Annotated in this window: 14 protein-coding genes; 6 read left to right on the top strand and 8 right to left on the bottom strand. The window is 66.2% G+C overall.

Going from position 1 to position 12,701, the window contains the following annotated elements:
• Nucleotides 1-15: 15 nt before the first annotated feature.
• The 5 genes from DL899_RS01615 to DL899_RS01635 all read left to right on the top strand — a co-directional run bounded on the left by DL899_RS01615 (nt 16) and on the right by DL899_RS01635 (nt 5,307).
• Complete coding sequence (locus DL899_RS01615; protein WP_111732009.1) at nt 16-1,254, top strand: aspartate kinase; 1,239 nt, start codon at nt 16-18, stop codon at nt 1,252-1,254.
• A gap of 58 nt (nt 1,255-1,312) precedes the next feature.
• On the top strand, nt 1,313-3,562 hold the full coding sequence (ptsP, locus tag DL899_RS01620; protein ID WP_111732010.1) for a phosphoenolpyruvate--protein phosphotransferase: 2,250 nt from the start codon (nt 1,313-1,315) through the stop codon (nt 3,560-3,562).
• 128 nt (nt 3,563-3,690) lie between these two features.
• On the top strand, nt 3,691-3,978 hold the full coding sequence (locus DL899_RS01625) for an ArsR/SmtB family transcription factor (RefSeq protein ID WP_111732011.1): 288 nt from the start codon (nt 3,691-3,693) through the stop codon (nt 3,976-3,978).
• Entirely contained in the window at nt 3,975-5,033 is a 1,059-nt protein-coding gene (locus DL899_RS01630; RefSeq protein WP_111732012.1) for a permease, read from the top strand. Before DL899_RS01625 ends, DL899_RS01630 begins: the two co-directional genes overlap by 4 nt.
• Before the next feature lie 37 nt (nt 5,034-5,070).
• Nucleotides 5,071-5,307, top strand: coding sequence for a thioredoxin family protein (locus DL899_RS01635; protein WP_111732013.1), 237 nt, complete (start codon nt 5,071-5,073; stop codon nt 5,305-5,307).
• Here the strand turns inward: DL899_RS01635 and DL899_RS01640 are convergent.
• On the bottom strand, nt 5,296-6,072 hold the full coding sequence (locus tag DL899_RS01640; RefSeq protein WP_111732083.1) for an EcsC family protein: 777 nt from the start codon (nt 6,070-6,072) through the stop codon (nt 5,296-5,298). The two genes, DL899_RS01635 and DL899_RS01640, sit on opposite strands and share 12 nt — an antisense overlap.
• A gap of 50 nt (nt 6,073-6,122) precedes the next feature.
• The gene (locus DL899_RS01645) at nt 6,123-6,605 is read right to left on the bottom strand and encodes a GNAT family N-acetyltransferase (protein WP_111732014.1); all 483 of its coding nucleotides are present in this window, start codon (nt 6,603-6,605) and stop codon (nt 6,123-6,125) included.
• 85 nt (nt 6,606-6,690) lie between these two features.
• Here DL899_RS01645 and DL899_RS01650 point away from each other — a divergent pair, with 85 nt between their 5' ends.
• Nucleotides 6,691-7,296, top strand: a complete 606-nt coding sequence (locus DL899_RS01650) for a flavin reductase family protein (protein WP_111732015.1) — start codon at nt 6,691-6,693, stop codon at nt 7,294-7,296.
• Nucleotides 7,297-7,302: 6 nt separating this feature from the next.
• On the opposite strand, the gene DL899_RS01655 is transcribed toward DL899_RS01650, so the two are convergent.
• The 6 genes from DL899_RS01655 to DL899_RS01680 all read right to left on the bottom strand — a co-directional run bounded on the left by DL899_RS01655 (nt 7,303) and on the right by DL899_RS01680 (nt 12,613).
• Nucleotides 7,303-8,295, bottom strand: coding sequence for a diguanylate cyclase domain-containing protein (locus DL899_RS01655; protein WP_239494564.1), 993 nt, complete (start codon nt 8,293-8,295; stop codon nt 7,303-7,305).
• Between the two features lie 35 nt (nt 8,296-8,330).
• The gene (locus DL899_RS01660; protein WP_111732016.1) at nt 8,331-8,927 is read right to left on the bottom strand and encodes a heme NO-binding domain-containing protein; all 597 of its coding nucleotides are present in this window, start codon (nt 8,925-8,927) and stop codon (nt 8,331-8,333) included.
• Between the two features lie 130 nt (nt 8,928-9,057).
• Nucleotides 9,058-10,620 (bottom strand): trimethylamine methyltransferase family protein, encoded by a 1,563-nt coding sequence (locus tag DL899_RS01665; RefSeq protein ID WP_111732017.1) that lies wholly within the window; start codon nt 10,618-10,620, stop codon nt 9,058-9,060.
• An 88-nt stretch (nt 10,621-10,708) separates the two neighbouring features.
• The gene (locus tag DL899_RS01670; RefSeq protein ID WP_111732018.1) at nt 10,709-11,602 is read right to left on the bottom strand and encodes a DMT family transporter; all 894 of its coding nucleotides are present in this window, start codon (nt 11,600-11,602) and stop codon (nt 10,709-10,711) included.
• Entirely contained in the window at nt 11,599-12,321 is a 723-nt protein-coding gene (locus tag DL899_RS01675) for an HAD family hydrolase (protein ID WP_111732019.1), read from the bottom strand. Before DL899_RS01675 ends, DL899_RS01670 begins: the two co-directional genes overlap by 4 nt.
• A gap of 7 nt (nt 12,322-12,328) precedes the next feature.
• Nucleotides 12,329-12,613: a DUF3572 domain-containing protein gene (locus tag DL899_RS01680; protein WP_111732020.1), complete on the bottom strand. Its 285-nt coding sequence runs from the start codon at nt 12,611-12,613 to the stop codon at nt 12,329-12,331.
• Nucleotides 12,614-12,701 lie beyond the last annotated feature (88 nt).

The following is a 12,701-nucleotide window of genomic DNA, read 5'->3' on the forward strand; positions in this document are numbered from 1 at the left end:
CGGAACACCCGCGCCATGCCCATTCTCGTGATGAAATTCGGCGGCACCTCTGTCGCCAATATCGACCGCATCCGCCGCGCGGCCAAGCGTGTGGGCGTCGAAGTGGCCAAGGGCTATGACGTGATCGTCATCGTCTCGGCCATGGCCGGGCGCACCAACGAACTGGTGGGCTGGGTCGACGAGATCTCGCCGATGTACGATGCCCGCGAATACGACTCTGTCGTCAGCTCGGGCGAAAACGTCACCGCCGGGCTGATGGCGCTGACCTTGCAGGAAATGGACGTGCCCGCGCGCAGCTGGCAGGGCTGGCAGGTGCCGGTGCGCACCACCTCGGCCCATTCGGCCGCCCGGATCGAGGAAATTCCAACCGACAACATCAACGCCAAGTTCGCCGAGGGGATGCGCGTGGCCGTGGTCGCCGGTTTTCAGGGCGTCAGCCCCGAGGGCCGTATCACCACGCTGGGGCGCGGCGGGTCGGATACCACCGCAGTGGCCTTTGCCGCAGCGTTCGACGCCGAACGCTGCGACATCTACACCGACGTGGACGGCGTCTATACCACCGATCCGCGCGTGTGCGAAAAGGCGCGCAAGCTGGACCGAATCGCGTTCGAGGAAATGCTGGAACTGGCCAGCCTCGGCGCCAAGGTGCTGCAAACCCGTTCGGTCGAGCTGGCGATGCGTTATAATGTCACGCTCAGGGTTCTGTCGAGCTTCGAGGAACAGTCGGACAGTGCCGGCACGCTGGTCTGCAGCGAGGAGGAAATCATGGAATCAAACGTCGTCAACGGAATCGCCTTTTCGCGCGATGAGGCCAAGATGACACTGGTCTCGGTCGCTGACCGCCCCGGCATCGCCGCGGCCATCTTCGGCCCGCTGTCCGAGGCCGGGGTGAACGTGGACATGATCATCCAAAACATCGCCGAGGAAGGGCGCACAGACATGACCTTTTCCTGCCCCATCACCCAGGTTCCGCGGGCCGAAAAGGCGCTGGAAGACGCCAAAACAAAGGGCGATATCAATTTCCGCGAACTGATCGCCGATACTGGCGTAGCCAAGGTTTCGGCGGTGGGCATCGGCATGCGCAGTCAGTCCGGCGTGGCCGCCAAGATGTTCCGCACGCTCAGCGACGAGGGCGTCAACATCAAGGTCATTGCAACCTCAGAGATAAAGATTTCCGTTCTGATCGACCGGAAATATATGGAACTCGCGGTTCAGGCCCTGCATGATGCCTTCGGATTAGACAAGGCCGCCTGATACACCTGCCCGCACCCGACGGGTAAGGGGCCGCCGCTCGGACGGGCAAGAACAGCGCATGACAGCGACGCCGAACAACAAGACCGACACCCGGCAGATGCTTGGCCGGCTGCGCGCAGTCATGGCCGAGGATGGCGCCGGGCAGGACCGGCTGGATCGTATCACCCAACTGATCGCCGAAGAGATGCACACCGAGGTCTGTTCGATCTACCTGTTCCGCGACACCGACACGTTGGAACTGTGCGCCACCGAGGGCCTGAACCCCGAGTCGGTTCACCACACCCGCATGCGTCTGGGCGAGGGGCTGGTCGGCCGGGTGGCCAAACGCGGGCAGGCCATCAACACCGACGACGCCCCCGGCACCCGCGGCTTTCGCTATATGCCCGAAACCGGCGAAGAGGCGTATTCGTCCTTTCTCGGGCTGCCGATCCAGCGGCTGGGCGAAACGCTGGGCGTGATGGTGGTGCAGTCGCGGCAGGCGCGCGTTTTTTCCGAGGCCGAGGTGCACGCGGTCGAGGTGGTGGCGATGGTCATCGCCGAGATGGCCGAGTTGGGCGCCTTCGTGGGCGAAGGCGCGGCGATGTTGGCGCGGCACAGCCAGGCGGCGCTGTTTCAGGGCGCCGCCGCGCAGGAGGGCGCCGCGCAGGGCCATGTCTGGCTGCACGAGCCGCGGGTGGTGATCACCAACCTCATCGCCGAGAACCCCCACCGCGAACGCGAGCGCCTGATCGAGGCAGTGGAGCAGTTGCGCGTGGGCGTCGACCGGATGCTGTCGAGCGCCGGAACCGGCGATAGCGACCATATGCAGGTGCTTGAGGCCTACCGCATGTTCGCCAATTCCAAGGGCTGGATGCGCCGGATGGAAGAGGACATCTCGCGCGGCCTGTCGGCAGAGGCGGCGGTGGAAAAGGAACAATCGGCCGCCCGCGCCCGGATGAGCCAGGTTACCGACGTCTATCTGCGTGACCGGCTGCACGACCTGGACGACCTGTCCAATCGCCTGCTGCGCCTTCTGACCGGTCAGGGAACCGAAACAGGCGCCGAAATGCCCGCCGACCCGGTGCTGGTGGCGCGCAATATCGGCCCGGCCGAGCTGCTGGATTACGGCAGGCGGCTGCGGGGTGTCGTGCTGGAGGAAGGCTCGGTCGGCAGTCATGCCACCATCGTCGCCCGCGCGCTGGCGATCCCCCTGGTCATCCATGCCAAGCGGATCACCACCGAGGCGCTGAACGGAGACCAGATCCTGGTCGACGGCGATCGCGGTGTGGTGCATCTGCGCCCCGACGAAAGCGTCGTCAGCGCCTTTCGCGACAAGATGGCGATGCGCGCCAAGGCGCAGGAACGCTATTCCTCGATCCGGGACAAGCCGGCCGAAACGCTGTGCGGCACGCGCATCGCGCTGCACATGAACGCCGGTCTGATGGCCGATCTGCCCAGCCTCGAAAACTCGGGCGCCGAGGGCGTGGGGCTGTTCAGAACCGAATTGCAGTTCCTGATCCGCAACCACATGCCCAAGCGCGCGGAGCTGAGCCAGCTTTACACCCGCGTGATGGAGGCCGCCAAAGGCCGCCGTGTGGTGTTTCGCACCCTCGACATCGGGTCGGACAAGGTGCTGCCCTACATGACTACGGTGGACGAGCCCAACCCGGCGCTGGGCTGGCGCGCGATTCGGGTGGGGCTGGACAAGCCCGGGGTGATGCGGATGCAGTTGCAGGCGCTTGTGCGCGCCGCCGCCGGGCGCCCCCTGTCGGTGATGTTCCCCTTTGTCGCCCAGCGCGAGGAATTCGCCGCCGCGCGGGCCGAGATGGACAAGGCGCTGGAACGCGAACGCATTCTCGGCCACCCCCTGCCCGAAAAGCTGGAGGTGGGCGCAATGCTGGAAACGCCGTCGCTGGCCTTTGCGCCCGACAGTTTCTACCGCGAGGTCGATTTCCTTTCGATCGGGGGCAACGACCTGAAACAGTTCTTCTTTGCCGCCGACCGCGACAACGAGCTGGTGCGCCGCCGCTACGACACGCTCAACGTCAGTTTCCTGACCTTTCTCGAAGGCATTGCCGAACGGTGCGCACGGCTGGGAACGCCGCTGTCGTTTTGCGGCGAAGATGCCGGACGCCCGGTCGAAGCGGCCTGTTTTGCCGCGATCGGGTTTCGCATGCTGTCGATACGGCCGGCCTCGATCGGGCCGGTGAAGTCGATCCTGCACCGGACCGACCTGGGCGAATTGCGCGCCGTCATCCACCAGGCGCGCGAGGACGGCGCGCAATCGGTGCGCCCCACGGTGATGGAGTATCTGCGCGGCAAGCTCTGATCGTGGGCGCTGGCGCCGGGCGTCGGGTGTGCCGCTGCACCCCGAGACCGAAACTTTCCACCTTCCGCTGCGCGACCCTTGATATGGATCAATGCGCATATGCGCATATATTTATATATGCATGTCTCATGCAAAAGATCCTCACTGCCCTTTGCGATTCCACCCGCCGTGCCGCGCTCGCCATCCTCTGGGACGGGGGCGAGCATTGCGTTTGCGAGTTGATGGACCGGCTCGGCGCCAGCCAGAGCCGCATGTCGCGCCACATGAAGGTGCTGCGCGAGGCCGGTCTCGTGCTCGACCGGCGTGATGCGCAATGGGTGCGCTATCGCCGCAACCCCGATCTCGCACCGGAATTCGCGGCGGTCGTCACCGCCGTGCTGGCCGCCGAACACCACACCGAACTGGAAACGACATGACCACGGACGTCACAACACCCCGCCAACGCCCCCATGCGCCTGATTGGTTCTGGTATGTGGGGGTCATTGCCGCGGCAGTCCTCTGGTGGCTGGTCTACCGGCAACTGATCCCCTTTTCCGAGTGGGTCACCGCCCTGTTCCCCGTGGCGCGCGACAGCCACCTCGGAGAGGCGATCGCCTTCTTTGCCTATGACGTGCCCAAGGTGCTGATGCTGCTGACCGGCATCGTCTTTGTAACTGGCGTTCTGCGCAGCTGGTTCAGCCCGGAAAAGACCCGCGCCATCCTGGCCGGTCGCAACGAGATATGGGGATACCCGCTGGCCGCCATCCTGGGCGTGCTGACGCCATTTTGTTCGTGTTCTTCGGTGCCGCTCTTTATCGGGTTCGTGTCGGCGGGCATCCCGCTGGGGGTGACCTTTTCCTTTCTGATCGCGGGGCCGATGGTGGGGCCCGTGGGCCTTGGCCTGCTTTACGCCCTTGTCGGGTGGAAGATCGCCTCGATCTATCTCGTCTTCGGCTTTTCCATCGCCACCGTCGCGGGCATCATCATGGGCCGGATGGGGCTGGAACGGCACCTGCAGGACTGGGTGCGCGAGCTGAACGCGGGTCCGACGGGCGATCTGCCCGAGGACAGGCTGACCATGGTCGGCCGGCTGAAGATCGGCCTCGAACAGGTGCGCGAGATCGTCGGCAAGGTCTGGATCTGGGTTCTGATCGGCATCGCCATCGGCGCGGGCATCCACGGCTATGTGCCAGAGGCGCTGATGCTCAGGATCATGGGGGGCGAGGCATGGTGGTCTGTCCCCGCCGCAGTGGTCGTCGGGGTGCCGATGTACACCAATGCCGCCGGCGTCATCCCCATTGTCGAGGCGCTGCTGGGCAAGGGGGCCGCGCTGGGCACAACGCTGGCCTTCATGATGTCGGTGATCGCGTTGTCCCTGCCTGAGATGATCATTCTCAAGCAGGTGCTGACCCTGCGGCTGATCGCGATCTTCATCGCGGTGGTCTCGGCCGGCATCCTCGCCACCGGATTCCTGTTCAACTTCCTTCTGTGACCTGCCCGGTCAAACCAACATCGTGAAAGGACATTCCATGAAAACCGTCAAGATCTACGGCCCCGGCTGCAAGCGCTGCGAGGCGACCGAGGCCATGGTCCGCGAGGCAGGCGAAAAGCTGGGCATCGAGCTGGACGTGGAAAAGGTCACCGATGCGCGGTCCATCGCCATGGCGGGGGTCATGTCGACGCCGGGGATCTCGGTCGACGGCAAGCTGGTTCATGCCGGCGGGTTGCCGGACGAGGCCAGCCTGACAAACTGGCTATCGGCCTGACGCGGCGGCGGGCGGGCCGGCGATGCGCTGGCGGAAGGCACCCAGCACCTCGTCATGGGGCATGTCGGCCTCGATCGCCAGCCGCCGCAGCCCGAAATGCACCTGCGCCATCTGCTGGTAATAGCCGGTATAGACATAGTTGGTCGCCGCCCCGGCCGCGGCGCCCAGCACCGGCACCGTCTGCGCCGCCAGTTTCTGGCCCAGTACCGCCGCCAGCCGCGGCGCCACGCGCGAGATCAGCGCATTCAGCGCCGGCCCGGTGACGGTCAGCCTTGTGCCGAGAAAGCCCGTATCAGCACCATCATCGTGATCGAGCGGCCCGGCGACGGAAAATACCTGGATGCAGTCGTACTGTACCGCCGGTTCGGCCGGGTCGAACCCGGCATCCACCGCCGCATCCTGGATCGCCCGTAACAAGACGGTCACCGTGAGCGGCAACTCGATCAGTGCCGTGGGCAGCCCGCCCACGCCGCCAAACCCGCCCATGGTGGTGCTCAGCGCACGGGTCATCCAGCCGGGCCTCTGCCCCACTACCCCGCGCGAACCCTGCGCCGCCGCCATCGCGGCGCGCAGCGCGGCATCGGTGCGCGTGGCCAGCCCCGCCCGCAGCGCTGGCGGCAACCGGTCGAGCAGCCCTTCGGCCTGTCCCCCGATGAGGTTGAGCAGTTCGATCCCGGCATTACCAGCCCGCCGGTGGCGCGCGGCCAGCGTATCAAGCCGGGCCTGCACCTCCTTGGGCGAAATCGGAGCGTCCAGCAGTTCCATCATAGGTGCCTCTCCTTGCTGACAAGAGATCGGCACCGGTGGGGGCCAAGTCAAGTGCAGCGCGTCACCGCGCCCGTCACCGCATCCCATGCGCCCGGGGTCAGCGCCGCGCCCAGCACCCGCGCCGGGTTGGTGGGCGGCGGCATCTCGACCCCCGTCAGACGATGAAATCCGAAGCGGCCGTAATAGGGGGCGTCGCCAACCAGCATGACCCGCTGCCAGCCCAGTTCACGCGCACGTTCCAGAGCCTGCAGGATCAGAAAGCCGCCCAGCCCCTCGCCCTGGTGGGTGGGATGTACGGCGACGGGGCCCAGCAGCAGGCAGCAGTGCCCGCCCACACGCACCGGCCAGTGACGTATCGCGCCGGCGATCACCCCCTCTTCGCGGGCGACGAGGCACAGTTCGGCCACTGGCGCCACCCCTTCGCGCAGGCGATAGGACGAGAGTGCCTCGCGCCCGGGCGCAAAGCACAGGTCGAAAAGGGCCTCGGCCTCCCACCAGTCATCGCCCGTCTCGGGTGTCAGCTCGAACACGCGGAAATCCTGTCAGAAATCGGCTGGCCATGCGCCTAGCACGACGCTAGGACAGGTACAAACCCGCAATATGCCGGAGCGCACGATGTTCTACAGACCAGAGGACGGCCACGGCCTGCCCCACAATCCGTTCAACGCCATTGTCACCCCCCGCCCCATCGGCTGGATCGCCACGCGCGCCGCGGACGGGTCGGAAAACCTGGCGCCCTATTCCTTTTTCAACGCCGTGGCCTATGTGCCGCCGCAGGTCATGTTCGCCTCGACCTCGGCCAAGCCCGACCGCGACGGCACCAAGGACAGCGTCGCCAACATTCGCGACACCGGCGTGTTTTGCGTCAACATCGTGGAATACGCCATGCGCGATGCCATGAACCAGACCTCGGGCGCGTGGAACAGGGATGTCGACGAGTTCGATCTGGCCGGGATCGAGCGGGCCGAATGCGAAACCATCGCCTGTTCGCGCGTGGCCGGCGCACCGGCGTCGCTGGAATGCCGTCTGACACAGATCATCGAGTTGCCGGGAGAGGCCAATTTCACCGTCTTTGGCGAGGTCACTGGCATCCACCTGCGCGACAACTGCCTGAAGGACGGCATCTTTGACGTGCTGCGGTTCAACCCGCTGGCGCGGATGGGGTACCGCGATTACACCGTCGTGCGCGAGAAATTCTCGCTGGCCCGGCCCGGCGAATAGCGCCGCTCAGGCTGGCCCGGCAAACCCGCTGCCTCCCGGCTTGGGGTCGTGGAACACGCATCGCCCCCGCCCCGCCGCCTTGGCCGCGTATAGCGCGGTATCGGCGCCCCGCATCATCCGGGTGACGTCGACAGGGTCGTAGTCGGTGCTGAGGCAAGCGCCGATACTGGCCGACACCCGCAATTCGCGCCCGTCATGCATCACCGGCCGTTCGATCGAATCGATCAGCCGCCTTGCCAGGCGCGAGATTTCTTCGCGCCCTCCGGCGCGGGGCAGCACCAGCAAAAACTCGTCACCGCCGACGCGGATCTGGGTGTCGCGCTCGCGGGTGCCCTCGGTCAGCCGTTCGGCCACGGCCTGCAGCACCCGGTCGCCGGCAGCGTGGCCAAAGCCGTCATTCACCGCCTTGAACCAGTCGAGATCGAGATGCAGCAGCGCAAAGGACCGGCCCGACCGGACAGCATCGTCCAGCACCGGTTCCAGCGCGCGCCGGTTCCTCAGCCCGGTCAGCTTGTCGGTATAGGCCGCCTGCTCGGCCTGGGCGCGCGCGCCGTCCAGCCGCAGGTTCAGCCGGCGCAATTCATCCATGGCGGTCGACTTCGCCTCGACCAGGTAGAGCAGTTCGACCGCCAGGTCGGTGGCGGCAAAGTCGGTGCCGGTCAGCGCGTATTCGCGCACTGCATCGACAATGGAAATGCCGAACGAGAGGTTCAGCACCGCACCGCCGGGCAGGCCAAATTCATCCCCCAAAGGCACCAGAACGCCCTTCAGCTCGGTTCGGGGCCGGTCGCGCAAGGCAAAATGCAGCTTTTGCCGCGCCAATGCCAGCAGCCCGGCCATGTGGCCCTCGGCGCGCGGGCGGCGCAGTTCCATCACCTCCAACAGCCGCCGGCCGTTCAACTGGCGGTCAGGCCTGAGCTTGCACAAGGCCGGGCCGGCATGCCGGATATGCCCGGTGGCGTCGATCAGCGCGTGCATCGGGCATAGCGTGTCAAGCATCTGCGCCAACGCAGCCGGGTCAGAGCGTCCGGCACTCATTGCGCACCTGCCGCCAGCTCGAAATTTCGGCCCTCGGCAAAGGCGGTTTCCAGCAGGGTTATCGCAATGATCTCTTCGTTACCCTTCGCGCCCTTGTGTTCCAGCACGACCAGCGCGCCGTAATCATCGGCCATCGCGCGCAAAAGTCCCAGCATCACATGACCATACCGGTTGCGCAGGCCGTCAGTGGCGCCCACCGCGAGGCTGAAACGATGCGCCGCGTGTTCATGCAATTCCAGCTGCGGCAGCAAAAGGTCGGGCACGGCCAGCCGCACCCGCGCCGGCAGGTCATCCAGCGAGTACAGGAAATCAACGAAATCGGTACCGCTGAAGCGCAACAGCCGCCTGACCGCCGTCGATGCCCGCGCCGACACCAGGAAGGTGCCGATATCCTCCAGCACCTCGTCTTGCCCCTTGCCCAGCGTCTGGAAAAGCGCGTCGAGCACCCTTTCGGTGATGGCACCGTCATAGACCTGCATCGCATCAAACGCGCAGGAGCCAAGCCCGGCGCGGCGGCAGACATCTTTCCAAAATCCCTCGTCATAGGTTTCGCACGCAAACCTTTCGATGGCCTGATTGACCAGCCCGTGCATGATACGCCTCCACGCCCCCGGCGCAAATGTCGCAGCGCGGGCTTAAGAAAGGCTCAATAATTGCAATTGTCGGCATTGCGCGCAAAGGGCGCATGCGCGCCGCCCCGGCGCGGGGGCTGGCGGGACCGGCTCAGAAATCGGTCGGTGCGCCACCCTCGGCCTTGCGGCGTTCGACGAAGGCGGCAAGTTCCTCGTGTATGCCCTCGTCCATCGGCGGCGGCTCGAACCCCGCCACGATATCGCGCCAGACATGGTGGGCGCGCTCGGCCGTCCACTGGGCGCCTGCGGCCTCCCACGCCTCGTAGTTGCGCCAGTCACTCAGGAACGGCTGGTAGAACGCGGTGGTATAGCGGTCCTGGGTGTGCTGGATGCCAAAGAAATGCCCCTCGTCGCCGACCTCGCGCACCGCCTCGGTGGCGATCTCGTCGGGGCCGGCGGCCCAGATCATCGGGTCCATGTAGCGCTGGATCTGTTGCAGCACCTCGCAATCCATGACGAATTTCTCGGGGCTGGCGATCAGCCCACCCTCCAGCCAGCCGGCGGCGTGATAGACCATGTGCGCGCCCGCCTGCACCGCCGACCACAGGCTGTTGGAGGTTTCCCACATCGCCTGTGCGTCGGGCACGTTGGCCGCGCAGACACCCGAGGCGCGCAGCGGCAGCTTGTAAAGGCGGGCAAGCTGGCCCGTCATCTGGGTGGCGCGCATGTATTCGGGCGTGCCGAATGCCGGCGCCCCTGATTTCATATCGACGTTCGAGGTGAATGTGCCGATGGCACAGGGCGCGCCGGGGCGGACCACCTGCGCCAGCACCACCGCGCTCAGCGCCTCGGCCAGGCTTTGGGCCACCGCGCCGGCCATCGTCACCGGCGCCATGGCACCGGCCAGCGTGAACGGCGTCACCACCAGCCCCTGCCCCCGCCGCGCCAGCCGCATCCAGCCGTCCAGCATCGGATAGTCGTGCTTGAGCGGCGAGGTCGAGTTGATGTTGGTGAACATGTGCGGGCGGGCCTCGAACGCCTCGTGCGTCAACCCGGCACTGATGCGCACCATTTCCATCACGTCCTCGACCCGTTCGGCGCCCAGCGCATAGGCATGGGCGACCTTGTCGGTCAGCGTCAGCTTGTCATAAAGCACGTCCAGGTGCCGCACCGAGGGGTGGATGTCCTGCGGTTCGACCGGATAGCCGCCGACGAAATGGATGCAGTTGAAATACTGGCTGAGCTTCAGCAGGGTGCGGCACATCTCGCGGTTGCCGGTAACCTTGCGCCCCAATTCCATGTCCCAGTATCCGGGGGGCGACGAGACGTTGCCGAAATTCAAGTGCCGCCCACCCATGGTGATCTGGCGGTCGGGGTTGCGTGGCGTGATAGCCCAGCTTTCGGGCGCGTGGGCGATCATCTCCATCATGAAATCGCGGCCCATGCGCACCCGCTCGCCGTCGATGTCGCAGCCGCCGGTGGCCTTGAGTATCTCGACCGCCTCGGGGTTCAGAAAGGTGATGCCGATCTCTTCGAGGATGCGCATCGCACCATCGTGGATCGCGGCAACACCTTCGGCGCTCAGCGGTTCGACCGGGGGGTCGATGTTGATCGGCGGGTTCCAAGGCATCTGCTCGATCGCCGCGGTGCCGCGCCGGGCGGCATTTCCCGCACGGCCGCCGCTGCGCCGTCTGCGTTTGGCTTCGTCTGCCATCGGTATCTCCGTCATGCGCTGGATGCCATGCAAGCACTCTGCGCGGGACGGGGTATGCCGGTTTGCGACGCCTGCTGTCGCTAAGGGATCATCCGTGCGCCTGCTTGGGGCGCAGGCCGCGGCCGGTCACGAAAAGATAGATGGCAAGGCTGACCACCACGATGATCCCGCCCAGCACCATGCCGGCGGTCGGTCGTTCGCCCACGCCAAGCCAGACCCAGAACGGCCCCAGTACCGTTTCCAGCAGCATCAGCAGGCTGACATTGGCTGTCTGTGTGTGGCGCGAGGCCATCGACAGACAAAAGAACGACACCGGCAGGATGATCCCCCCGGTCACCGCCATCGCCCAGGGCTGGCCCTGCATCAGCGCACCCGGGCCTGTCACCGTCAGCCCGACCAGCCCCGCCCCCCAGGCGCCAAGGCCGATCGCCAGCAGGATCGGCAGCCCCGGACGCGCGCGCAGGGTGACAAAGCTGAGGGCCAGCACCAGCGCCACCATCAGCCCCAGAAACGCCCCGGTCAGCGCGCCGGCGTCCAGCGTCACCCCCGTGCCCTGCCCGTCCGAGACCGCGACGGCGATTCCCACCATCACCGCCGCCATCGCCGCCCAGGTCGCGGCGCTGGTCGGCTCTCCCAGCCCGATCCGGCTGAGCAGCGCGGAAAACACCGGCACCGCCGCCACCCCGATCAGCACCATCGCAACCGGTGCCGAGGCGATGCCGAGGCAGAACAGGACCGAATTCAGCACCTGGCAGCCGATAATGATCAGCCCGGCACCCGATTTCAGGCTGGCCAGTTCGCCCCGCCGGTCGCGGCTGAGCACAGCCCAGGCCAGCACCATCACCGTGCCCATGATCAGCCCCCGCCAGGCGACCATCTGAAAGCCCGACATCTGCGACAGCCGCATGAACAGCGCATCGGGCGTCAGGAACAGCGCCCCCGCGGCGGCCACCGCCAGCCCGAACAGCGGGTGTCGCCTCATGGCCGGTCCAGCCAGCCCGGCAGGGCGCCGATATCGGGCAGCACCGCATCGGCCAGCGACACCAGGTCATCATGCCCGGCAACGCCGGTCAGCACCGCGAGCGTCTGCATGCCCGCCGCGCGGCCCGCGATCAGGTCATGCGCGCTGTCGCCCACCATCGCCACGCGGGCGGGGTTCAGCCGGTGGACGCGGGCAAAGGCCAGCAGCGGGTCGGGGTCAGGCTTGGCCCCGAACCCGGAATCGAAACCGGCGATGAAATCGAAATGCGCCGCCACTCCGGCAGTCTGCAACTGGGCATGCGCGGCGGTTTCGCTGTCATTGGTCATCACGCCCAGGATCAGCCCCCGCGCCCTGAGCACATCCAAGAGCGGCACCAGCGGCACCGGCGGCGCCAGCGGCGCGCGCGCCGCCAGTTCCGTCATCAGCGCCTCGAGCGCGGCGATGTCGGGGGGGCCGTCTGCGGAACCCAGCCCGCAGGCGATGCATTCAGCCGCCTCTCGGTTGGTCTGCGCAATGATCGGGCTCTCGGGATGAAAGTGGCCGGTGGTACTGTCAAATGCCATTGCCTCTGCCACTGCCAGGCCCCGGGCGGGGTCGCCGCCGGCAAGGCAGTCGATCAGCTCATGCGCCCAGGCGCTCCAGGTGGCGTGGAATTCAAACAGGGTGCCATCCTTGTCGAACAGCAGCGCGTCAAGCTTTCTGACCGGAACGTTCACCATGTTGACCTCAGGTCCAGTGCATCTGCGCACCGCCCGGCAGGGCCGCACGCGCCGCCATCGGGGCGGTAAAATCCAGCCCCTCGGCGTCGCAAAACCCTGTGACCCAGGCGTCGTCCATCAGCACGAAATCCAGCACGGAACCAAGAAATTCAGGCTCTTGCGCGCGTTCGCGCAGGTCCATCGCGGACGCCCCGGTGGCGCCCAAAAAGACCGGCAACAGCTCGTCATTACCGGCCAGCCAGGCCAGGCATCTGAGTGCAATCGCTTCGGCGGAATCCCGCGACAGGCTCATTAGAGTTAATTCCCGGAAAGGTTTTCTTAACCTCTGACAGGGATAGTCGATGCACCGACAAGAGCAAGTCCGAAGGACCGTTTTCCCG

Source organism: Roseovarius amoyensis, from assembly GCF_003260265.1.
Taxonomy (GTDB): Bacteria; Pseudomonadota; Alphaproteobacteria; order Rhodobacterales; family Rhodobacteraceae; genus Roseovarius; species Roseovarius amoyensis.

Coding starts and splice junctions, on each gene's coding strand:
- DL899_RS01630 (WP_111732012.1), top strand. CDS start 3,975: ATGACCACGGACGTCACAACACCCCGCCAACGCCCCCATGCGCCTGAT.
- DL899_RS01650 (WP_111732015.1), top strand. CDS start 6,691: ATGTTCTACAGACCAGAGGACGGCCACGGCCTGCCCCACAATCCGTTC.
- ptsP (WP_111732010.1), top strand. CDS start 1,313: ATGACAGCGACGCCGAACAACAAGACCGACACCCGGCAGATGCTTGGC.
- DL899_RS01670 (WP_111732018.1), bottom strand. CDS start 11,602: ATGAGGCGACACCCGCTGTTCGGGCTGGCGGTGGCCGCCGCGGGGGCG.
- DL899_RS01665 (WP_111732017.1), bottom strand. CDS start 10,620: ATGGCAGACGAAGCCAAACGCAGACGGCGCAGCGGCGGCCGTGCGGGA.
- DL899_RS01675 (WP_111732019.1), bottom strand. CDS start 12,321: ATGGTGAACGTTCCGGTCAGAAAGCTTGACGCGCTGCTGTTCGACAAG.
- DL899_RS01655 (WP_239494564.1), bottom strand. CDS start 8,295: ATGCTTGACACGCTATGCCCGATGCACGCGCTGATCGACGCCACCGGG.
- DL899_RS01640 (WP_111732083.1), bottom strand. CDS start 6,072: ATGGAACTGCTGGACGCTCCGATTTCGCCCAAGGAGGTGCAGGCCCGG.
- DL899_RS01615 (WP_111732009.1), top strand. CDS start 16: ATGCCCATTCTCGTGATGAAATTCGGCGGCACCTCTGTCGCCAATATC.
- DL899_RS01680 (WP_111732020.1), bottom strand. CDS start 12,613: ATGAGCCTGTCGCGGGATTCCGCCGAAGCGATTGCACTCAGATGCCTG.
- DL899_RS01625 (WP_111732011.1), top strand. CDS start 3,691: ATGCAAAAGATCCTCACTGCCCTTTGCGATTCCACCCGCCGTGCCGCG.
- DL899_RS01660 (WP_111732016.1), bottom strand. CDS start 8,927: ATGCACGGGCTGGTCAATCAGGCCATCGAAAGGTTTGCGTGCGAAACC.
- DL899_RS01635 (WP_111732013.1), top strand. CDS start 5,071: ATGAAAACCGTCAAGATCTACGGCCCCGGCTGCAAGCGCTGCGAGGCG.